Genomic DNA, 20,445 nt, shown 5'->3' on the forward strand with positions numbered 1-20,445 from the left:
ATTATCATCACCTCTACTTGATTAGTATGTCCACTTTTTTATTCATTAATCTTTTCCTTTAATTCATTCATGATTTGCTTTACCGACTTACTTGTCGTATCGATATGAATGTGTGCCTCTTCATAATAAGCTCGACGCGATTCGAATTTCGTTACAAATGCATCTATATCTTTCTTCTGAAATAGTGGCCGTGTCGTATCTTCACGAAGCCTTTCTGCAATTACATGTGGATCACAATATAAATACACGACAGTTCCATTTTCCTTCATCCACTTTCGATTTTCCGCTCGTTCAATAATCCCTCCACCAGTTGTAATAATTACATTCTGAACCGGTAGTGAACGTAACATTTCACTTTCATATTCCCGAAAAGCCATTTCGCCTTCTTCGGCAAAAATATCACGAATTGCCTTCTCTTGCTTCTCTTCAATTTTTTGGTCTGTATCTACAACATCCATATGAAGTTCTTTACTTAACACTTTTCCAATTGTTGTTTTCCCGGCTCCCATATAGCCAGTTATGTATATAGATTTCATTTTCGTTCCTCTCAATCATCCGTTATTATTTGTTATTATAACGAAAGTTGTTGCTTTATTTAATAAAAAAACGTTTTGTTCTTCTTATGCTATGAAGAACAAAACGTAACATACTCGCTATTTTCTTGCAATCAAACAAGCTGATCACTTTTACTTATAAGTACCTCTTCTCACCCACTGCGTTGCAATCCATTTCTCGCCCTTCGTAACAGGTGCCCCTCCATGTAACGTAAGCTCATTTAGTGATTGATCTTGATAAAAGTACTCAAAGTATACTGCCATTCCCTTTCTAGGGTGTACAGAAAGATTTAATTTCGGAAAGAATGTTTCTCCGCCTTCTTCTACATCATTTAAGTACATCACAAGAGTACTTATACGATTATTAGCAGCTGATCTACTATGTTCCGCAAAATAATCATAGTGCGCTTTATATTCTTGATCTACTTCATAGTTTAAAATGTGCAATCCTTCTCCATGCGCTACAGGAACATTCGTGATAGATGAAATTCGTTTTTCAATCTTCGAAGTTATTTCATTCTCTTCCAAAAATGCACCACTACTTGTTCGAATATCATTTACATCACGTGATGAACCAACTTTAGAACGTTTCATCTTATTTTTAGACAATTCAATTAATTCGTCACACTCTTCATCACTTAATACATTTGCTAATACGACAATAAGAGGTTCTTCGAATTTTGAAATAATTTGTATTTCCCTATCCTCTGTCATAATCGTATTTCCTTTATGGTCAAAAATAGTTTGTTCCTTATTTTCACCTATTTGATTGTTATTTGTCATTTCCTTATCTCCCTAGAAAAAAATGATTGGATAGCATGAATATATCATATTCTTTCTACCTTTCTCTTTTTTGAGAAAATTTAAACTTTTAACTATCATTTTATCCCTTTCCTCAAAGAAATTAAATCACTCCACAATAGGAATTAGTGGTTCTCTCCCGCGTATTTTACACACTATCCTTCTACCCAATCAAATATTTTATTATCCCTTTTCCTATAGCGAAAGCTCACTGTATAGAAAACTCTCTGCTTTGTAACACATTGCAACGAAATGATAATAACATCATTTTCAAAGACGTACTTTCCACTCACTTCTCCTCTTTCATACTGAAACAAAAAAATATCCTCTTTTTCTTTTTGCTGTAAGTCTCTTTTTATATCTGAAATAGCTCGATCAATAAGTTCCTCCATGAAAAAATTCCGTTCTATTTCAGAATAAAATTTTTTATCCAAAAGTAACATATTCGTTTCGCACATCAAAAAAGAAATTAATAAAATAAGAAAAATAATTGTTCCTGGCATTGCAAATCCATCTTGTTTTCTCATGTTTCTATCTCAATTTCACTATAGCGTACAACCACGCCTTCATATATTTCACCACCTATATCTTTCACACGTATATATAGCAACTGAGGTGTTAATTTATACGAAATCGCTTCAATCCTTTGTAATATAACTTCCCTTCCGCGCATATTTACTTTTCTTATTAAATTACTATTCACTTTTTCATACGTCACCTCATCATCATTACGAAGTTGGAAACGCAAAATATTCCAATCATTTTCTCGTTCTATCTTCCTCCCACTTATTACTTCACGAAATTCTAATTGCATTTGTCCTAAAAACACATCCCACTCCCAGTCATTTAATCCTTTTGAATGTGTATTTTCTATCCCCATAATATGAAGACGCGGTAAAAGTAAAAAGAACATTGATAAAAGTAAAAAACATGCAATCATTTCTATTAAGGTAAATCCCGCTTCCTTTTTATCTTTTCTCTGCATAAAGGCATTGCTCCATCGCTTTTCCTCTCATATCTTTCCACACCGCACAAACTTCATCTCCTCTCCAATATGTGTAATATACAATCCCTTTTATGACTTGCTCTTTTTCTCGCTTTTCCTCATCCTCATACTTAAACAAGGCCGCTTCTTTTTTTAATAATATTAATGCTTTATAGCTCATTTTTATATTTTTTCTTTCCTGCATAATTAATAATGTTTGCGGGAGTAATAACGATACCGCCATCATTATTAAACTTAACGCTACAACCATTTCAACCATTACTGATCCTTTTTGACACTTCACGATACGTAAATCTCCCTCTTCCAAGCTGAAATACAATCTCATATTTATACCCTTGATAGGAAAGTAAAATCGTACCACCTCTATTAATATTTCCGCTCGGATTATACGTCATTGGATTTGGAAAGGTATGCAAATCAAATTGGATATCTTTATTGTATTCTCTCTTAACAATTAAAAAATCCGTCTCTGATTCCGAAATATAATACATCTGTTTCCCTTTAAACCAGCGTAACGTATAATGTTTTTGACGCTTAATTGCCAACTGCTGCATATACAAAATATCATTTGAAAACTGTTTTAAAAACTGCTCAACTCTTTGTTTTTCATGTAATGAAGTAACGTTAAAATGCGTAACAACACTCAGTACAGAAATAGCAAATAAGACAAGTAGCATCTCTAAAAGAGTAAAACCTTTTTGCTTCACGATTTCCCTGCTGATACTGATCCATCATCAGAAATATGGATTGGTTTACCTTTCGGACATTCATCAACAGCAATATATTTTTTAGTTTTTAATTCCTCGATTGTAGGTATTTTATTATTTTCGAGTTGATATGCCTGTATTTGTGCTTCTACAGATTTCACGTAGGCTTCACACCCTTTTTCCTGCACCGAGGATCGCTGCTTAACTACATTTGGAATAATTAATAGTAATAATACAGTTATAACAACCATAACTAACAACATTTCTAAAAGAGTAAAACCTTCTTCATTCTGCATGTAAATGCCCCCTAAATAGAATTCATCATTTGAAACATCGGCATAATCATCGCTAAATACATAAGAATGACTATAAGCCCAAGACATGTAAATAAAATAGGTTGAATCACAAATAACATACGTTTAATTTTTTGTTCTACCTTTTCAATAATGAGCTCACTGTAATCACCAAGCTCATTTGCTAAATTACCATTTGCTTGTCCATGCGTAATGATATAAGAAAGTTCTTTCTCGTAACAACCGCTTTTATCAATAATAGATTGTAACGGTTCTCCTGCAATTAATTGCCGCTCAATTCGGGCTGCTTCATACTGAAAGAACGGATGATACTTTTGCTTCATCATTATTGTTAATGCTTCGTGTACTGACAATCCACCGTGTAATAAACCACTTAATTGAGCTGAAAAGTAATGCGAATGATTTAAAATAAGAAATGTTTTCATAAGGGGAATACGGATCATAATCTTTACCTTTTGAGTAGGCGGAAGTTTTCGGAAATAAAAAATATATAAACTAAAGCCCATTATAACGATAAGAAAAATGCTATAAATGAAGTAGGGTAATAATTTAATTACAACTAAAATTTGCTCCGTAAGTGGTGGTGCTGTAGAATGTAAAGAACTATACATCATTTCAAACTGAGGCAATAAAATGAGGTTAAAAACAGAGAGCATAATCATTAAAAAGAATGATAAAAACATAGGATATCGCATTACTTTCATCATATCTTTCCTATATTTATCCTTCTTGTAAAGAAGTACACTCCCTTGTTGCAAAGCAAAAGAAATGTCACCATGTCGCTCTGCATAAAACAAATAGCTTAACACCTCAGGGTGAAACATTAATTGGTGAAAAGAAGCGTGCAAACTTTGTCCATTCTTCAATCCCTCGATCATACGCTGTAGCTGTAATTTCTTCCCTAATGGTAGTTGCAACTGCAAAAATTCTAACGCCTGCAAAAGTGAGTAACCTTTATCTAATAAATCACTTAATCTTTTCCATAATAATGCTTGATCACTTAAACCCCATTTCCTCTTAAACATATACATCTTCTTCCAAAAATCCTAAAGCATACCCTTTTCGAACCGACGATTCCAACGTTTCATAGTGATACGTAACATTTTCTCCACTTGCTTCTTTAATCGCTTGTTTTAATTCATATCCATATAACAGTTCATAAATACTTGCCTGTCTCACTTGCCTCATTGATTTACATACAGTTGAACACTTCCCTCTGCAAAATGGACATTTTAATTCGACGAGCCGCTGAGCAGCTACTGCTAATAATGATTGTTCAATTTCTTGCCTTGTAATACCATAATCCATAAATCGTAGTATCGCTCCTTTCGCATCATTTGTATGCAAGGTTGTCATTACTAAATGTCCCGTCAAACTGGCCCTTACAGCTACTTTTGCTGTTTCTTCATCACGAATTTCGCCAACTAAAATAATATCTGGATCATGACGCAAAATAGCCTTTAATCCCGTTTTATATGTGATACCAGCTTTTTCATTTATTTGAATTTGTAATAAACCGTCTTTTCTTTGCTCAACTGGATCTTCCAGTGTAATGATGCGACGTGTTTGCCATTTTCTAGCTACTTCTAATAACGCATACATTGTTGTTGTTTTTCCAGAACCAGTCGGCCCAGTAAATACGAGTAACCCATGTGAATGCTTTAAAAAAGAGAGTAATTTTTCCGCTGAACTTGGAAATAACGAAAGGTGAGACAACGGCTGAGAAGATGCTTGTAAATGGAGGCGAATAACGAGACTTTCTTGATATACTGTTGGAAGTGTTGAAAGGCGTAAATACACTTCTTGTCCATCAATTTGTAAGTACAACGAACCATTTTGAGGTTTTCTCCTCTCTCCTATATCCATTGATGCTAAAAATTTAAAGTGCGAAACAAGCTTTTCTCCAAATTCCTTTTCAATACACCGTTTCATAATTAAATCTTTTCCTATACGTAATTGAATCGCCATATCCTTCTGCCTGGGCACAATATGTAAGTCCGATGCTTGCACCCCACAAGCTTCTTTCATAATCATATTTGCAAAAAGCTCGACACTATTCATCAAATTTCCCTCCTCACCATGTATATATCATGAAAAACTGCAAAACAAAAATTAGCAATTTTTTATTTTCACTAAGAGAAAAAGGGAAAATATGTTTGTGAAATTATGAACAATTTCCGAATTATTGTCTGAAATTACCTATATAAAAGTTTATCTGTATTATAATGTTAATATCTTGGATAAAGTGATAAAGGTGGAGATCCTAATGGAACAAGCTTTAAAAATTACAGGTGTGTTATCTGACCCTACTCGTTATTACATTTATAAATATATTTCTCAAAAGCATAGTTACGTAACTGTACAAGAAATCGCAGATGAGTTTGACATTCATCCAAACGTAGCTCGTTTACATTTATCTAAATTAGAAGATGTTAATATGCTAAAATCAGAAACAAAAAAAACTGGGAAAGGCGGCAGACCAAGCAGACTATACGTCTTGTCTCAAGATGTCATCCAGTTACAATTCCCATTTCGCGATTATCAATTATTAGCACAGATAGCATTTAATTCACTGCTAAGCTTAGGTAGCGCTGGTGAAAAAGCGCTATATGAAACAGGGAAACAATTCGGCAAAGAATTAATGCAACAACATATGCATCGCTTAAATGTAAGTGCAGAAGCATTGACGATAGAACAAAAAATGCAAATCGCAAAAGAAGCATTCTCAACAGCTGGTTTATCTCCTGCTTTTGAAATAAGTACGGATGGTACAAAAATTTTCTATGATGTACACAATTGCCCATTTAAAGAAGTTGCTGCGCATCATCCGACTGAAATTTGTAATATGCACGGAGATATGATGAAGGGGATTTTTGAAATCCTATTCCCGAACGTGGAATTAACACGGAACGATAGTCTACTAGATGGATGCAAATCTTGTAACTATAAGGTTCAAATTTAGTTTTTCAACTAAGAAGAAGTCAATATTATAATTGGCTTCTTTCTTTTATATGAATGAATATTTACAATAGTTAGAAAAATAAACTATAATGAAGAGAGGTTTTACTTTTTTTAGAAAAGGAGGGAGATGGCATGGAGCGCATGTTTCGCGTTCTCGGCTTTTGGACTGGAATTTTCTCGGTTATGTTTTACGTAGGGGATATGCAACAGGCTGCACTACTATTTTTAGGACAAACAGGTTTCTTCGTACTTTTAAGCTATTTAAAATTAACAGAGCGTATGTATATATACGTATTCGGGGCATATTTAACTGTTTTCTTCATAGGATTTACATACTACACGACGTTCTTACTTGTCCCTGGGGCTGGACATTAAAAGGTGGCATTTTGCCATCTTTTTTTTAATTCCGCAATTCCCTAGTTGACTTATAGGTTTTATTACCTTATATTCTATATAACAGATTGGAATTAGGGGGAATTATCATGAATACACTGCTTGTCGGAATTAACGTTGCAGTCATGCTCATCTTAGTTGGCGTATTATATTATATGCAACGTAAGCATGTATCTTTTAATAAACGTGTATTTACTGCTTTAGGAGTCGGAATTATATTCGGTCTTATATTACAATTTATTTATGAGCCAACTTCTAAAGTAATTATTGAATCAAATACTTGGTTTGGCTTAATCGGTAACGGTTATGTGAAATTGCTTCAAATGATTGTTATGCCACTTATTTTAGTATCTATTATTTCAGCATTTACAAAATTACAATTAACGAAAAACCTTGGTAAAATCAGTGGTCTTATTATTGGAATTTTAATTCTTACTACAGGAATTGCTGCAGCTGTCGGTATCGCTGCAAGCGCAGGATTTGATGTATCAGCAACAGGATTACAACAAGGTGATGCAGAATCTGCTCGTCTGAAATTAGTAGAAGAAAGATTTACTTCTATTGAAAAGACAACAATTCCAGACAAATTATTAGAACTGTTACCTACAAATCCGTTTCTTGATTTAACAGGTGCTCGCCCAACATCAACAATTTCTGTTGTAATATTTGCAGCATTTATCGGTATCGCCTTTATAGGTGTAAAACGAAAATATCCAGAACAAGCAGAGCTATTTAAGAAAATGCTTGATGCTGTATATGCAATTGTAATGCGTATGGTAACATTAATTTTACGTCTTACTCCATACGGCGTGTTAGCTCTTATGGCAAAAACAGTCGCTGGTAGCGATATAAATGCTATTTTAAAACTTGGTAACTTCGTGTTAGCGTCTTACGTAGCACTTATCGTAATGTTTATCATTCACTTATTATTAATCGCACTATCTGGTTTAAATCCAATTCAATATTTGAAAAAAGTGTTCCCGGTATTAACATTTGCATTCACATCTCGCTCTAGTGCTGGTGCAATGCCATTAAATATTGAAGCACAAAAAGAAAAACTTGGTATTTCTGAAGGAATTGCTAACTTCGCTGCATCCTTTGGAGTATCTATCGGTCAAAACGGTTGCGCAGGTATTTACCCAGCAATGCTTGCTATGATGGTCGCTCCAACTGTAGGAATTGATCCGTTACAACCACAATTTATTTTAACTTTAATCGCTGTCGTTGCTATTAGCTCATTCGGTGTTGCCGGCGTTGGTGGCGGTGCAACATTCGCAGCATTAATCGTATTATCTACAATGAACTTACCAATCGGCATTGTCGCTCTAGTTATCTCAGTTGAGCCATTAATCGATATGGGTCGTACAGCTCTTAACGTAAGTGGTTCTATGACAGCAGGTCTTATTTCTAGTAAATGGCTTGGAGAATTAGATCACGATACGTACAATCAAGATGATGTAAAAACTGGTGAGATTGCTTCATAATAAAAAAGGACGCTAACAAAAATGTTAGCGTCCTTTTTTAGTTCTTTTCATCTTCCTCTTTGTCTTTTAAACATAAGGCATAACATATTGTTTCAAACACTATGTATACAGCTCTACCGATTACTTCAGCCATGGTAAAACACCACCTATATATTAGAAAAGGTAATTATAAATAAATTATATATCTTTTCAGGTTTTTATACTTCTACTAAAACTCTTCTAGTTGCTCTTTTAACTCCTCCTCAATCTCATAACAAGATTCATCAACAAGTTCCCCTACTTTCTTACTCCCCAAAATGTTTGATTGAATTGGCATTCCTAAAAAAATTCTTTCGCATTTCCAAATTGGTATATTGTGAAATCCAATCATCTCTTTTTCTTCATCTAATATAGCTATGGCAGCTGATGAATAATAACCCACCTCAAAAGGATGCTCTTTATCTTTAACAAGTTCCATAGATAGTTCCATGTTTTTCTCTATGTATAAATATGAATACTCTTCAAAAAGTTTAAGTGATATTCGCTCTATTTCCTTTTCCATACATTGAATTTTCTCTTTCAATTCCAATGTGAAATCTCGTTCTTTATACTTCATTTCCATCTCCTTAAACATAGAAAAAGAGAATACAATAACATATTCTCTTTTCTCAAATATATTTCATTATGTCACAGCCCGTCCCTTTCACAAATAACCATTTTGCTCGCACCATGTATGAAATTGTCCTACGTCTACTCCAACTAGCACGATATCCTTTAGCTCTACAGCAACACTTTGTTCTCCAATTACAATAGCAAAGTGGGATTCTAATTGTTTTTCGTTTTTCTTTACAGTTCCAATTCGGTTCCGATACGGTCCGTCTTTTATATATGCTTTTTGTCCTACAATATCAAAGTTCAAGATTCTCACCTCTTTTACTGCGCTCAAATTGGAAATACAATCTCCACCTCGAAAAATTTCCTTTCATTGCACTATTTCTCTATATATATGACGAAACAATAAAAGAGTCCTTCCTTCTTTACAATTATTTTTTCTTTGTTTCATTTTTATGATTGAAACGTAAAGTTTATAATAAAATACACTTGGAAGCGCTTTCTGTGTAATTTTTTATGTTATAATATAAAAGTAGAACTTCGTAAAGAGGGTTAAAAAATGAATACAAACATGATTAAAAAAGTAATTGAAGCATTAAAAGTATATGGCTTTCAGGATGTATCATTCTGTGAAGAAACGAAGCAATTCTTATTTCATAACGAAACCGATATTATGAGCGGCTATGCAAAAATAACATATAGTAGTCAATTCGAAAAATTTAACGTACAAATTCATCCAATTGAAACGCATCACCAAGCAGAGTTACAAGAGGTTGAAAGACATATACAAGCTTGCATACGAAAAGTAGAGTATTTAAATGCACTTCTTACTGGACAAACAAAGCTAGATGATAAAATTATTATTATGTAAAAAAAAGAACGTGATATCCTCACGTTCTTTTTCTTTATATGTTCATTTTTTCTTTCAGTTGTAATCCTGTAACAGATTGTAATACATCCATTACCTCTCCAAAAGTCATATCAAAGATCGTTTTATCTTCTATGTACGGGAATTGTCTAAAACGCTTTTCTAACATTTTCACTGCATCCGATGTGAAATTTGCGCTATCAATGCCAAATTCTGTTTCAAGAAGCACAATCCAATCTAACACATGAAAACCTAATCCATTTACGAATGAAATAAGTTTTTCTTCTGACTGTGGAGATAAGAATACGTTTCGCTCCATCTCACTAAATAGTTCTTCTCCTAAAATTCCTGCTAACTCATCATCATGTTCGCGTTCAATAATCTCTTCGTAACCGTAATCATCAACAAGCTCTTCTACTTCTTCACCATCCGCAAAAAGCAATTGGCTAAGAAGTGCATCTTTCTTAAATTCACTGTTTTGTACAACTTCTAAAAAACTTGTTTCCCATCCATTTTCTAATTTCATATAACATAACTCCTTTATGACCTTTTCTTATCATCACTGTACCCAAAAGATCACTTTTATAACCTTTAGGTAATTACTATTATTCCATATTATTTATAACATAAGATGCAAACTCAGCTGCATCTCCTTCAAAAATATTAATCTCTGGCAAATGGTAAAACGTTGTTTGGAGCTTGTTTCCTTCATGATACATATATACCTTTTTCTCTAGCGCAATCGCCATTCCAAGCTCTGTATGACTTCCATTTCCGCCATCTAATATAAGTAAAAATACATCCGCTTCTTTAATAGCGTTCTTTTCTGCTTGACCAATTTCTCTTAATTGTTCTTGATTAACTGCTCTTTCATTTTTGGTCCAATCATATGTATGGTACCATCCTGCTTCTTTTAACTGGCTTGATACAAAACGAACAATATGTTTATTTTGAAATCCCGAGGCAATATAAAATTTCATTTATGTCCACCCTTTAAATACGTATGGGGAAACTCCTTTTTAGCGTTAATGGTTGTAGAAATAATTAAGGAAGACTGCAAAAAAAATCCCCATCTTTAGAACTTATTTGCGTTTAAATGATGGGGTGTTTCATGGTCTTCTTTTATTTTTTGTTTTTTATAACTTTCATCAGCTAACATTTCTAGTTCAGCTGTTATCTCTGATTTTTCAAGCTCTCGTTCTTGTGAAAATTTCCGTGAAATATAAACAATAACACTACCAACGTACAACACAAAGCATATAATAAGTGCAGTATTTTCATAGAGACTTAGCTCCAACACAGTCACTCCTAATCCATTCGTATTTTCACGCTTAATCAATTGGAATTTCCCTACTAACCATTTGTTACCCCGCATTAACGGGCAGTAAGACCCCCACTTCAAAATTCAGCGAAAACAAAGAAGTTAGGTGGGGATTAACTGCCCGTAAAAGCCCGATTGGTGAGGGCTAATAATCAGTGGGGGATTAACCCCTCCCCCACTGATTAAAGTTTCACTTTATTGTAACATAAAAATATCAATTCTTGGAATCTTTCATCCTAGTAAAAAAGGCATGATTATATAATCATGCCTCTGAAATATGTTGAATGATAGTTTTAATTGCTTCTTTTCCATTATATTTTTTTAATGCTGTTTTATACGTCTCATTATTATGAGATAGCTCCTCTATATGCTTTATAAGCGAGTTCACCGTTACATCCTCTTCATATAATACCGATGCATACCCTTGTCTTTCAAAGGATTCCGCATTTAAAATTTGATCTCCACGGCTTGCAAATTTCGATAACGGAATTAAAACCATTGGCTTTTGCAATGTTAAAAACTCAAAAATCGCATTGGAGCCCGCACGCGAAATAACAAAATCTGTTGCCGCTAATATGTCTGGCAACTCCCCATGTACATATTCAAATTGTCTATATCCTTCTTTATTTTGTAAGGATTCATCAAGATTTCCTTTTCCGCAAAGATGCACAATTTGATAATTTTTCAGAAGATCTGGAAGTGCCGATCGAACAGTTTCATTAATTTTCTTTGCTCCTAAACTTCCTCCCATAACAGTAATAACTGACTTCTTACGGGAAAATCCTAGAAACTTTAAACCTTTTTCAAGATTTCCTCTTAGTACTTCTTCACGTACTGGTGATCCTGTATATACTACTTTCTCTTTCGGTAAGTGCTTCGCAGCTTCTTCAAATGTAACAAATATTTTCGAGGCAAAACGGAGCGCAATTTTATTTGCTAGTCCAGGTGTCATATCAGATTCATGTAGCAAAACTGGCACCCTATTTAGCCATCCTCCAATTACGACTGGTACAGATACGAAACCACCTTTTGAAAAAATAACATCCGGCTTTAGTTTACGAATTGTTAAGTACGCATCCATAACCCCTTTCATTACGAGAAAAGGGTCTTTTATATTTTTTAAATCAAAATAACGACGTAGCTTCCCACTTGCAATACTATAGTACGGAATCCCTTCCTTTTCTATAATCGTTTTTTCAATCCCTTGATGAGAACCGATATAAGAAATGTCCCAGTTTTTTTCCTGTAAATGTGGAATAATTGCTAAATTAGGTGTTACATGTCCTGCCGAACCGCCACCTGTAAAGACTATTTTGTTCATACGTCTCCCCCTTCTACACTATAGTACACTAAAATACCTTGCCTCAGGGTGAGAAAATACCATAGCCGTTACAGACGCTTCTGGCTCCATCATAAATCCTTCTGTTAATGAAATACCTATTTCTTCCGGCTGAATTAAACGGAACAATTTTTCTTGGTCAGCAAGTTCTGGACAAGCTGGATAACCAAAGGAAACACGTATTCCTCTATATTTCGTGCGGAAACGTTCTTCCATCGTCAGTTCAGGTGAGTCTGGAATGCCCCAACGATCACGAATGAGCATATGTGTTTTTTCAGCAAGTCCTTCTGCTAATTCAAGCGCTAACGATTGAATGGCATGACTGCGTAAATAATCACCCTTCGCCTTCCACTCTTCAGCAATGTCCCGAACTCCTTCCCCAACAGTAACAGATAAGAAAGCAACATAATCCATTTCATCCCCAATCGGACGTAAATAATCACCTAAAGTACGGTATGGAGCCTTTCCTTGTCTAGGGAATGTGAAACGCTCTATAATACGCGTATGATCTTCTGGATCATATATTACAATGTTTTGTCCGTCGCTTTGTGCTGGGAAAAACTGATACACTGCTTTCGGGCGTAACCAAGATTGTCCCTCTTGTAATAATTCATCGATTAAATCATTTAATTCGTGCGCTCTTCTATCTCCTTCTTGCAGGAGTTTTTTTACATTTCCTTTTAATCCAAGATGATGCCCAAGCAGCATTTGTCTATTTAAAAACGGTGCGAGATGTGCAACTGGAATATCGCGCAATACAATTCGTTTTGTTGAATCAGGTATCATAACCTCCGCCTTCGGTAATGGCTCAATTACTGCTGGAATTTCCACTGGTTTTTCCTCTTTTTTAACGATATGAAGATGACGTTCTTTTTTATCCTGTTTCATCTTCTCACGCTCTTCTTCTTTTTGAAGCTTATTAATAATATCAAGCCCCGTCATCGCATCACTCGCATAGCATACGAGCCCTTTATATGATGGAGAAATACGATTATCTGTAAACTTTCTCGTTAGCGCTGCACCACCGACAACGATTGGAATATCAATATTTGCCGCTTTTAGATCTTCAGCAGTTGTTACCATTTGTTGGGCTGATTTTACTAGCAAGCCTGAAAGACCAATAATATCAGGCTTCTTCTCTTGTACTTCTTGAACAATTCGATCCGAACGAACATTAATCCCTAAATTAATAATTTCATATCCGTTATTTGATAAAATAATTTCAACGAGATTTTTCCCAATATCATGTACGTCACCTTTTACAGTCGCTAATAATACTTTCCCTTTTTTTGCGCTATCACTAGACTCCATATGTGGCTCTAAATAGCTTACGGAAGCTTTCATACTTTCGGCACTTTGCAATACTTCAGCAACGATAAGCTCATTATTATTAAATAATCGTCCCACCTCGTCCATTCCTGTCATAAGTGGGCCATTAATAATATCAAGAGGTTTTCTTCCTTCTGTAAGCGCAAGACTTAAATCCTCGTGTAACCCTTGTTTCGTACCTTCTACAATATAATTTGCTAGTCGTTCATCAAGCGTTAGTGTTTCTTGTACAACGACATCTTTCTTTTTGGCAACACGGTAAAAGTTTGTAAATTCTTCTAACGTCTCTTTCGTCGTTTCAAATAACAATGCATCTGCAAGACGTTTTTCTTCCTCTGGAATTGACGCATAGCGTTCTAATTTTTCCGTATTAACAATCGCATAATCTAATCCCGCTTTCGTTGCATGATATAAAAAGACGGAATTTAATACTTCACGGCCCGCGGGCGGTAAACCAAATGATATATTACTTACACCTAAAATCGTTAAACATTCTGGTAACGCTTCTTTAATAAGACGAATTCCTTCTATAGTCGCTGCCGCTGAACCTATATATTCTTCATCACCTGTCCCTACAGGAAACACAAGCGCATCAAAAATAATATCAGATGGACGTATGCCATACTTCTTCGTTAGTAACTCATAGCTTCTTTTCGCAATTTCTATCTTTCGTTCTGCACTAACTGCCATACCGTCTTCATCAATTGTTCCTACAACTATAGCGGCACCGTATTTCCGAAGAAGAGGTGTCACTTTTTCAAAACGTTCTTCTCCATCTTCTAAATTAATAGAATTGATAACACCTTTTCCTTGAATATAAGTTAGAGCTCTTGCCATAACATTTTCATCTGTTGAATCAATCATAATCGGTACTTTTAATACTTTCGTAACTTCTGCCAAGAATCTTTCCATATCTTCTATTTCATCACGGTCAGGGTCTGCCATACAAATGTCAATAATATGAGCATTCTTCTTCACTTGCGCTCTTGCCACTTCAGCTGCCTCTTCAAATTTTCCTTCTGCTATTAATCTTTTAAACTTGCGTGATCCAATTACGTTCGTCCTTTCTCCAACAAATAACGGTCTCATAGAGTCATCATATTGCAACGCCTCTAATCCACTAACTCCATGCCCTTCTCGTTCATGTTGCTCACGCGGCTTAAGAGATGCTAACGCGGATTTCATTGCTCTTATATGTTCTGGTGTTGTGCCGCAACAACCACCGATAATATTAATCCATCCTTCTTCAGCAAATCGCTTCACTTTTTCAGCGAGAGAAGATGGAGATTCATGATAATGTCCATCTTCATCAGGAAGACCTGCATTTGGATAACAAGAAATATAACACTCCGATAAATCAGATAAGGAACGAATATGGTCTCTCATAAACTCTGGACCAGTCGCACAGTTTAATCCAACCGATAACGGCTTCATATGCTCTATCGATAAATAAAAGGCCTCTATCGTTTGCCCCGCTAAAGTCGTTCCCATCGGTTCAATCGTTCCAGAAATCATAATAGGAACCGTTTTATTTAGTTCATCAAAAGCTGCTTGAATTCCAATATAAGCAGCTTTCACATTACGCATATCTTGACTCGTCTCCACAAGTAATACATCAATTTCACCTTTCAATAACCCTCTCGCCTGCCTTGTATAGGCCTCAATCAGTTCCTCAAATGTAACTCCTCCTGTAACACTAATTGCTTTCGTTGTCGGCCCCATCGCACCTGCAACATATACTTCCTTCCCGCTTTCTTTAACAGCTTGCTTCGCCAATAGTGCTGCCTTTTCATTTAGTTCTTCATCTAAATGAGACAGCTCATAATCACTTAATACGATATTTGTCGCCCCAAATGTATTTGTTTCAATGATGTCAGCTCCAGCTTCAATATAAGCTTTATGAATCTTTAAAATAACATCCGGCCTTGTTTCTACTAAATATTCATTACACCCCTCGTAATCTTCTCCTCCGAAATCTTCCGCAGTTAAGTCCTCTTGTTGTATCATTGTCCCCATTGCACCATCTAATATTAAAATGTTATTTTTTAATTTTTCTTCTATACACTTCATCAATTAATACCTTCTTTCACTTCTTGCTTTTCTCTCACATATTTAACAAGATGTTCTGTAATTTCATATTTTAGAAATGGTGTAATTAGATAGATACCGTTAAAATATTTCATCGCCGCATCGATCAACTCTTGTGAAATACGAATCCCTTCCTCAATAGCTGCCTCTTTCGTTTCGTGTCCATCCATTCTCTCCCTTATTTCTTCAGGAAGGGTAATACCCGGCACCTCAAAATGGAGAAAGTCTGCATTCCGCTTACTTACTAATGGCATAATTCCAATAAAAATAGGTTGTTCCAAATGTTTTGTTGCTTCATATACTTCTTCTATTAAAGCAACATCATATATCGGCTGTGTTAAGAAATATTCAGCCCCAGCATCTATTTTTCGTTCCATTCGCTTTACCGCTGCTTTTAAATGCCTTACGTGGGGATTAAATGCGCCGCCTACAGAAAATCTTGTTGCCGGTCCAATGGATTTCCCTAAAATGGAACGTCCATCGTTCATTTCTTTAATCATTTTAATTAACTCTATAGAGGACAGATCATATACAGAAGTTGCTCCCGGAAAATCACCAACGCGCGCTGGATCACCAGTTAAAGCTAGCACTTCCTCCATCCCTAACGCCGATAAACCTAATAAATGAGATTGTAGCCCAATGACGTTATGGTCTCTACACGTTAAATGAGTCAATACCGGAATATCATGCTTCGTTAATAATGCACCCATTGCCATATTAGAAACGCGAGGCGATGCTAATGAATTATCTGCTAGAGTAATAGCGTCTGCCCCAGCTCTTTTCAGTGCTCTTGCCCCTTCAAAAAAACGCTGCGTGTCTAATGTTTTCGGTGGGTCTAGTTCCACTACAACTGTCGTTTGTTTCTTTGCTTTTTCTGCTAGAGTGACGTGAGATTTCGAACGTTTCTCGTGTGTATGAACTACTTTTGGTCTTTGAATCGTGTCCTTTTCTATTACAGGCGTAACATTTAGAGTAGCACGCTTCATACTTTCAATATGTTCTGGAGTAGTACCACAACAACCACCCAATAACCGAATACCTTGCTCAATAAATTTCAGTGTCATCGCTTCGAAATAAGCCGGACTTCCCTCATATACGTAACGTCCCTCCACATAATTCGGGAGACCTGCATTTGGATATGCTGACAAGTAGCCATTCTGCGGAATCGATATCATTTTAAAAGCTTCCGTCATATGAAGTGGTCCTAGTTGACAGTTCAATCCAACAACATTTGCACCGTAATCTATAAGCTGCTTTAATATTTCATTGACATCATTTCCATTTTGAGTCGTACCTGCTTCATGTAACGCTAATTGAGCAACAATCGGAATATTTGTTTGCTTACGCAATACTTTAACGGCATGAAGTAATTCAAATTCATCGTAAAAAGTTTCTAATAGTAATCCATCAACCTGTTCTTCTAGTAAAGCACCTGCCTGTTCAAGTAGCATAAACTCCCTTTCCATATCAGTCGTTGTAACAGCTCCAATATGTTTCATACCACCGATTGTTCCTAAAATTGCATTTCTTTCTGTAACAGATGCTTTCGCAATCTTCACTGCCGCTTTATTAATTTGAACAACTTGATTTTCTAAGCCATACATACGTAATTTCGCCTCATTTGCTCCATACGTATTTGTTTGAATCACATCTGCACCAGCAGCTACATATTGTTTATGAATCGATATAATTAAGTCTGGATCAGACAAATTCAATTCTTCAAAACTACTTTGCAAACCATGTGAATGTAATAACGTTCCAACCGCACCATCACCTATTACAATTCCTTTTGATAATAAATCTAGTAATTTCACGAATCTCCCTCATTTCTATCAATATAAAAACCCCCTCTTCACTTTGAAGAGGGGGACATAATTGTTCCGCCTCTTATTATGCAAAACATTCGTTTTGCAGGTATTAGCACCGTTTCAAACATTTCGTTTGAAGGTTGCCGGGTTTCACAGGGCCTTTCCCTCCACCGCTCTCAATAAGAGTTGTCTTTATTATTTTATTTATGTAGCTAAAAGGAAATACGTTCCCCTTTTAACAATGTTTGTTAATTTTTTATAAATTTAGCATGCACAAATATAAAAGTCAATGACACTTGCGGAAAAATAAAAATTATTTAAAATAAAGTTGCAATTCAATTAACTTTTGTTGTAAAGTTAAAAACATAATAAAAATTTCATACGAACATTCTTATCTAGAGAGGTAGAGGGACTGGCCCTATGACGCCTCAGCAACCATTAACATTTGTTAATAAGGTGCTAATTCCAGCAAATTGTGAAAGATTTGACAGATGAGAAGAAGACTCTATTCAATCCGAAAGCCTTCTTCTTAGAAGGCTTTTTTTATTTTATATTCAACTACTGATTCAATTTAAAAAGGAGGAATTTTTACATGTCAACTATCGAAACAAAACTAGCACAAATCGGAAATCGTAGCGAAACTACAACAGGAACTGTTAATCTACCCGTTTATTTCTCAACCGCTTATCGTCACGAAGGACTTGGTAAATCTACCGGCTTTGACTATTCACGAACTGGAAATCCAACTCGTGGTCTTTTAGAACAGGCAATCGCAGACTTAGAATATGGCGAACAAGGTTATGCCTGTAGTTCAGGTATGGCAGCTGTTCTCCTCGTCCTTTCATTATTCCGTTCTGGAGATGAACTTATTGTATCCGAAGATTTATACGGGGGAACGTATCGCTTATTTTCCGAACATGAAAAAAAGTGGAATGTTCGATGTAGATACGTAAATACACAATCTATTAAACAAATTGAGCAAGCTATCACAAATGAAACGAAGGCTATTTTCATAGAAACTCCGACTAATCCATTAATGCAAGTTACTGATATTGCCGCTGTCGCAACTGTAGCGAAAAGACACGGACTACTTCTTATCGTAGATAACACATTCTACACGCCTTATATACAGCAGCCATTAACAGAAGGTGCTGACATCGTACTTCATAGTGCAACGAAATATTTAGGTGGGCATAATGATGTATTAAGCGGACTTGTCGTTGCAAAAGGAAAGGAACTTTGTGAGGAAATCGCTCATTATCATAATGCCTCCGGTGCTGTCTTAAGCCCATTTGACTCATGGCTATTAATTCGTGGCATGAAAACTTTAGCGCTTCGCATGAAACAACATGAAGAAAATGCGAAAGCAATTGTTGCTTATTTAAATGATGAAGATGGTGTGACAGATGTATTTTATCCAGGAAGAGGCGGCATGATTTCGTTTCGCCTTCAAGATGAAACATGGATTAATCCATTCTTACAATCTTTATCCTTAATCACATTTGCTGAAAGTCTTGGTGGTGTAGAGAGTTTAATGACTTATCCAGCAACGCAAACGCATGCTGATATTCCAGAAGAAATCAGAACGGCAAACGGTGTATGTAATCGTCTTCTTCGATTCTCCGTCGGCATTGAAAATAGTAACGATTTAATTCAAGACTTAAAGCAAGCCATTAAACTTGTAAAAGAAGGTGTAAGAATATGAGTTATTCTATCGATACACTCCTACTACACAACCAATATAAACATGACTCGCAAACAGGAGCTGTTAACGTTCCCATTTATAACACATCAACATTTCACCAGTTTGACGTAGATACTTTTGGGAAATACGACTATAGCCGATCGGGTAATCCAACTCGTGAAGCTCTTGAAGATATCATTGCTTTATTAGAGGGCGGAACAAAAGGATTCGCATTTGCATCAGGAATTGCAGCGATTTCCACTGCATTTCTCCTTCTTTCACAAGGTGATCACGTACTCATTTCAGAAGACGTATACGGAGGCACTTATCGAATTATAACTGAAGTACTCTCTCGTTACGGTGTTTCACATACATTTGTAGATATGACAAATGTAGAAAAAGTAAAAGAAAACATTAAACCAAATACGAAGCTCTTTTATGTAGAAACACCTTCTAACCCACTTTTAAAAGTGACAGATATTCGTGCTGTTTCTAATCTTGCAAAATCTATTGGTGCTCTTACTTTTGTTGATAATACATTTTTGACACCACTATTCCAGAAGCCACTTGATCTTGGCGCCGATGTCGTTCTTCATAGTGCCACAAAGTTTATTGCTGGTCATAGTGATGTTACTGCCGGATTAGCGGTTGTAAAAGATGCCGAACTCGCTCAAAAACTTGGATTTTTACAAAATGCATTTGGCGCTATTTTAGGACCTCAAGATTGTTCTCTCGTACTTCGCGGTTTAAAAACATTGCATGTACGTCTCGAGCACTCCGCTGCTAACGCCAATAAAATTGCACATTATTTACAAGAGCATGCTAAAGTCCAAAATGTCTATTATCCTGGCTTACAATCACATCTTGGTTATGATATTCAACAATCTCAAGCTACATCAGCCGGAGCTGTCCTATCTTTCACTTTACAATCAGAAGACGCACTCCGCCAATTTTTATCGAAAGTTAAACTACCCGTTTTTGCGGTTAGTCTAGGGGCTGTTGAATCTATTCTTTCCTATCCAGCAAAAATGTCACATGCCGCTTTATCACAGGAGGCACGTGACGAAAGAGGCATTTCTAATTCATTGCTTCGTTTATCTGTCGGTCTTGAAAATGTTAACGATCTAATATCCGATTTTGAAAATGCCCTTTCTTATGTAGAAGAACCTGTAAATGCATAGAGAGAAAAGAAGATAT

General features: G+C 35.7%; 23 protein-coding genes and 2 riboswitches. Of the genes, 6 read left to right on the forward strand and 17 right to left on the reverse strand.

Going from position 1 to position 20,445, the window contains the following annotated elements:
• Nucleotides 1-38 precede the first annotated feature (38 nt).
• The 9 genes from aroK to comGA all read right to left on the reverse strand — a co-directional run bounded on the left by aroK (nucleotide 39) and on the right by comGA (nucleotide 5,443).
• Entirely contained in the window at nucleotides 39-536 is a 498-nt protein-coding gene (aroK, locus tag BAU23_RS16155; RefSeq protein WP_000836667.1) for a shikimate kinase AroK, read from the reverse strand.
• A gap of 150 nt (nucleotides 537-686) precedes the next feature.
• Nucleotides 687-1,337, reverse strand: a complete 651-nt coding sequence (locus BAU23_RS16160; protein ID WP_071734829.1) for a 2OG-Fe(II) oxygenase — start codon at nucleotides 1,335-1,337, stop codon at nucleotides 687-689.
• A 173-nt stretch (nucleotides 1,338-1,510) separates the two neighbouring features.
• A complete protein-coding gene (gene comGG, locus BAU23_RS16165) occupies nucleotides 1,511-1,882 on the reverse strand; it encodes a competence type IV pilus minor pilin ComGG (RefSeq protein WP_001231181.1) in 372 nt (123 codons plus the stop codon).
• The gene (comGF, locus tag BAU23_RS16170) at nucleotides 1,879-2,340 is read right to left on the reverse strand and encodes a competence type IV pilus minor pilin ComGF (protein WP_001189035.1); all 462 of its coding nucleotides are present in this window, start codon (nucleotides 2,338-2,340) and stop codon (nucleotides 1,879-1,881) included. Before comGF ends, comGG begins: the two co-directional genes overlap by 4 nt.
• The gene (locus BAU23_RS16175; protein ID WP_000230010.1) at nucleotides 2,324-2,620 is read right to left on the reverse strand and encodes a hypothetical protein; all 297 of its coding nucleotides are present in this window, start codon (nucleotides 2,618-2,620) and stop codon (nucleotides 2,324-2,326) included. Before BAU23_RS16175 ends, comGF begins: the two co-directional genes overlap by 17 nt.
• Nucleotides 2,613-3,068: a competence type IV pilus minor pilin ComGD gene (gene comGD, locus BAU23_RS16180; RefSeq protein ID WP_000810397.1), complete on the reverse strand. Its 456-nt coding sequence runs from the start codon at nucleotides 3,066-3,068 to the stop codon at nucleotides 2,613-2,615. The genes BAU23_RS16175 and comGD overlap by 8 nt, the downstream gene beginning before the upstream one ends.
• Nucleotides 3,065-3,364 carry a competence type IV pilus major pilin ComGC gene (gene comGC / locus BAU23_RS16185; RefSeq protein ID WP_001178689.1) on the reverse strand — a complete coding sequence of 100 codons (300 nt, stop codon included), beginning with the start codon at nucleotides 3,362-3,364 and terminating at the stop codon, nucleotides 3,065-3,067. Before comGC ends, comGD begins: the two co-directional genes overlap by 4 nt.
• A gap of 11 nt (nucleotides 3,365-3,375) precedes the next feature.
• Nucleotides 3,376-4,413 (reverse strand): competence type IV pilus assembly protein ComGB, encoded by a 1,038-nt coding sequence (gene comGB, locus BAU23_RS16190; RefSeq protein WP_033656622.1) that lies wholly within the window; start codon nucleotides 4,411-4,413, stop codon nucleotides 3,376-3,378.
• Complete coding sequence (comGA, locus tag BAU23_RS16195; protein ID WP_001089525.1) at nucleotides 4,400-5,443, reverse strand: competence type IV pilus ATPase ComGA; 1,044 nt, start codon at nucleotides 5,441-5,443, stop codon at nucleotides 4,400-4,402. The genes comGB and comGA overlap by 14 nt, the downstream gene beginning before the upstream one ends.
• 205 nt (nucleotides 5,444-5,648) lie before the next feature.
• Between comGA and BAU23_RS16200 the strand changes: the two genes are divergently transcribed.
• The 3 genes from BAU23_RS16200 to BAU23_RS16210 all read left to right on the forward strand — a co-directional run bounded on the left by BAU23_RS16200 (nucleotide 5,649) and on the right by BAU23_RS16210 (nucleotide 8,220).
• The gene (locus tag BAU23_RS16200) at nucleotides 5,649-6,344 is read left to right on the forward strand and encodes a helix-turn-helix transcriptional regulator (protein WP_000434128.1); all 696 of its coding nucleotides are present in this window, start codon (nucleotides 5,649-5,651) and stop codon (nucleotides 6,342-6,344) included.
• Nucleotides 6,345-6,475: 131 nt separating this feature from the next.
• Nucleotides 6,476-6,718: a DUF2626 domain-containing protein gene (locus BAU23_RS16205; RefSeq protein WP_000440717.1), complete on the forward strand. Its 243-nt coding sequence runs from the start codon at nucleotides 6,476-6,478 to the stop codon at nucleotides 6,716-6,718.
• Nucleotides 6,719-6,825: 107 nt separating this feature from the next.
• Nucleotides 6,826-8,220 carry an L-cystine transporter gene (locus BAU23_RS16210; RefSeq protein WP_001094337.1) on the forward strand — a complete coding sequence of 465 codons (1,395 nt, stop codon included), beginning with the start codon at nucleotides 6,826-6,828 and terminating at the stop codon, nucleotides 8,218-8,220.
• Between the two features lie 208 nt (nucleotides 8,221-8,428).
• Here BAU23_RS16210 and BAU23_RS16215 read toward each other — a convergent pair whose 3' ends face one another.
• Together BAU23_RS16215 and BAU23_RS16220 are read right to left on the reverse strand one after the other, a co-directional pair.
• Nucleotides 8,429-8,815 carry a hypothetical protein gene (locus tag BAU23_RS16215; RefSeq protein WP_000875404.1) on the reverse strand — a complete coding sequence of 129 codons (387 nt, stop codon included), beginning with the start codon at nucleotides 8,813-8,815 and terminating at the stop codon, nucleotides 8,429-8,431.
• Nucleotides 8,816-8,902: 87 nt separating this feature from the next.
• Nucleotides 8,903-9,118 carry a DUF3912 family protein gene (locus BAU23_RS16220; protein WP_001008337.1) on the reverse strand — a complete coding sequence of 72 codons (216 nt, stop codon included), beginning with the start codon at nucleotides 9,116-9,118 and terminating at the stop codon, nucleotides 8,903-8,905.
• 252 nt (nucleotides 9,119-9,370) lie between these two features.
• Between BAU23_RS16220 and BAU23_RS16225 the strand changes: the two genes are divergently transcribed.
• Nucleotides 9,371-9,682 carry a hypothetical protein gene (locus tag BAU23_RS16225; RefSeq protein WP_001095549.1) on the forward strand — a complete coding sequence of 104 codons (312 nt, stop codon included), beginning with the start codon at nucleotides 9,371-9,373 and terminating at the stop codon, nucleotides 9,680-9,682.
• 34 nt (nucleotides 9,683-9,716) lie between these two features.
• On the opposite strand, the gene BAU23_RS16230 is transcribed toward BAU23_RS16225, so the two are convergent.
• The 6 genes from BAU23_RS16230 to BAU23_RS16255 form a co-directional block, all read right to left on the reverse strand.
• A complete protein-coding gene (locus tag BAU23_RS16230; RefSeq protein WP_000764257.1) occupies nucleotides 9,717-10,205 on the reverse strand; it encodes a hypothetical protein in 489 nt (162 codons plus the stop codon).
• Between the two features lie 79 nt (nucleotides 10,206-10,284).
• Nucleotides 10,285-10,659, reverse strand: a complete 375-nt coding sequence (locus BAU23_RS16235) for a nucleoside 2-deoxyribosyltransferase (protein WP_000675239.1) — start codon at nucleotides 10,657-10,659, stop codon at nucleotides 10,285-10,287.
• 95 nt (nucleotides 10,660-10,754) lie between these two features.
• Complete coding sequence (locus BAU23_RS16240; RefSeq protein WP_079999300.1) at nucleotides 10,755-11,015, reverse strand: DUF3966 domain-containing protein; 261 nt, start codon at nucleotides 11,013-11,015, stop codon at nucleotides 10,755-10,757.
• A gap of 247 nt (nucleotides 11,016-11,262) precedes the next feature.
• A complete protein-coding gene (locus BAU23_RS16245) occupies nucleotides 11,263-12,321 on the reverse strand; it encodes an undecaprenyldiphospho-muramoylpentapeptide beta-N-acetylglucosaminyltransferase (RefSeq protein WP_001033972.1) in 1,059 nt (352 codons plus the stop codon).
• Between the two features lie 18 nt (nucleotides 12,322-12,339).
• Nucleotides 12,340-15,738, reverse strand: coding sequence for a methionine synthase (gene metH / locus BAU23_RS16250; protein ID WP_000649666.1), 3,399 nt, complete (start codon nucleotides 15,736-15,738; stop codon nucleotides 12,340-12,342).
• Entirely contained in the window at nucleotides 15,738-17,570 is a 1,833-nt protein-coding gene (locus BAU23_RS16255; RefSeq protein WP_000770347.1) for a bifunctional homocysteine S-methyltransferase/methylenetetrahydrofolate reductase, read from the reverse strand. The genes metH and BAU23_RS16255 overlap by 1 nt, the downstream gene beginning before the upstream one ends.
• A 70-nt stretch (nucleotides 17,571-17,640) precedes the next feature.
• A riboswitch (SAM riboswitch) is annotated at nucleotides 17,641-17,750 on the reverse strand.
• Nucleotides 17,751-17,952: 202 nt separating this feature from the next.
• Nucleotides 17,953-18,062: riboswitch (SAM riboswitch) on the forward strand.
• Nucleotides 18,063-18,156: 94 nt separating this feature from the next.
• Between BAU23_RS16255 and metI the strand changes: the two genes are divergently transcribed.
• Together metI and metC are read left to right on the forward strand one after the other, a co-directional pair.
• Nucleotides 18,157-19,269: a cystathionine gamma-synthase/O-acetylhomoserine thiolyase gene (gene metI, locus BAU23_RS16260; RefSeq protein WP_071734830.1), complete on the forward strand. Its 1,113-nt coding sequence runs from the start codon at nucleotides 18,157-18,159 to the stop codon at nucleotides 19,267-19,269.
• Nucleotides 19,266-20,429, forward strand: coding sequence for a cystathionine beta-lyase (metC, locus tag BAU23_RS16265; protein ID WP_000122287.1), 1,164 nt, complete (start codon nucleotides 19,266-19,268; stop codon nucleotides 20,427-20,429). Before metI ends, metC begins: the two co-directional genes overlap by 4 nt.
• Nucleotides 20,430-20,445: the final 16 nt, after the last annotated feature.

This window comes from Bacillus nitratireducens (genome assembly GCF_001884135.1).
In the GTDB taxonomy this organism is placed as follows: Bacteria; Bacillota; Bacilli; order Bacillales; family Bacillaceae_G; genus Bacillus_A; species Bacillus_A nitratireducens.

Bases quoted from the DNA above. Each gene is read 5' to 3' on its own strand.
- metC (WP_000122287.1), top strand. From the start codon at position 19,266: ATGAGTTATTCTATCGATACACTCCTACTACACAACCAATATAAACAT.
- BAU23_RS16230 (WP_000764257.1), bottom strand. From the start codon at position 10,205: ATGAAATTAGAAAATGGATGGGAAACAAGTTTTTTAGAAGTTGTACAA.
- aroK (WP_000836667.1), bottom strand. From the start codon at position 536: ATGAAATCTATATACATAACTGGCTATATGGGAGCCGGGAAAACAACA.
- comGF (WP_001189035.1), bottom strand. From the start codon at position 2,340: ATGCAGAGAAAAGATAAAAAGGAAGCGGGATTTACCTTAATAGAAATG.
- BAU23_RS16210 (WP_001094337.1), top strand. From the start codon at position 6,826: ATGAATACACTGCTTGTCGGAATTAACGTTGCAGTCATGCTCATCTTA.
- BAU23_RS16205 (WP_000440717.1), top strand. From the start codon at position 6,476: ATGGAGCGCATGTTTCGCGTTCTCGGCTTTTGGACTGGAATTTTCTCG.
- BAU23_RS16160 (WP_071734829.1), bottom strand. From the start codon at position 1,337: ATGACAAATAACAATCAAATAGGTGAAAATAAGGAACAAACTATTTTT.
- metH (WP_000649666.1), bottom strand. From the start codon at position 15,738: ATGAAGTGTATAGAAGAAAAATTAAAAAATAACATTTTAATATTAGAT.
- comGA (WP_001089525.1), bottom strand. From the start codon at position 5,443: ATGAATAGTGTCGAGCTTTTTGCAAATATGATTATGAAAGAAGCTTGT.
- BAU23_RS16215 (WP_000875404.1), bottom strand. From the start codon at position 8,815: ATGAAGTATAAAGAACGAGATTTCACATTGGAATTGAAAGAGAAAATT.
- comGB (WP_033656622.1), bottom strand. From the start codon at position 4,413: ATGTATATGTTTAAGAGGAAATGGGGTTTAAGTGATCAAGCATTATTA.
- comGG (WP_001231181.1), bottom strand. From the start codon at position 1,882: ATGAGAAAACAAGATGGATTTGCAATGCCAGGAACAATTATTTTTCTT.
- BAU23_RS16235 (WP_000675239.1), bottom strand. From the start codon at position 10,659: ATGAAATTTTATATTGCCTCGGGATTTCAAAATAAACATATTGTTCGT.
- metI (WP_071734830.1), top strand. From the start codon at position 18,157: ATGTCAACTATCGAAACAAAACTAGCACAAATCGGAAATCGTAGCGAA.
- BAU23_RS16175 (WP_000230010.1), bottom strand. From the start codon at position 2,620: ATGGTTGAAATGGTTGTAGCGTTAAGTTTAATAATGATGGCGGTATCG.
- comGC (WP_001178689.1), bottom strand. From the start codon at position 3,364: ATGCAGAATGAAGAAGGTTTTACTCTTTTAGAAATGTTGTTAGTTATG.
- BAU23_RS16200 (WP_000434128.1), top strand. From the start codon at position 5,649: ATGGAACAAGCTTTAAAAATTACAGGTGTGTTATCTGACCCTACTCGT.
- BAU23_RS16225 (WP_001095549.1), top strand. From the start codon at position 9,371: ATGAATACAAACATGATTAAAAAAGTAATTGAAGCATTAAAAGTATAT.
- BAU23_RS16245 (WP_001033972.1), bottom strand. From the start codon at position 12,321: ATGAACAAAATAGTCTTTACAGGTGGCGGTTCGGCAGGACATGTAACA.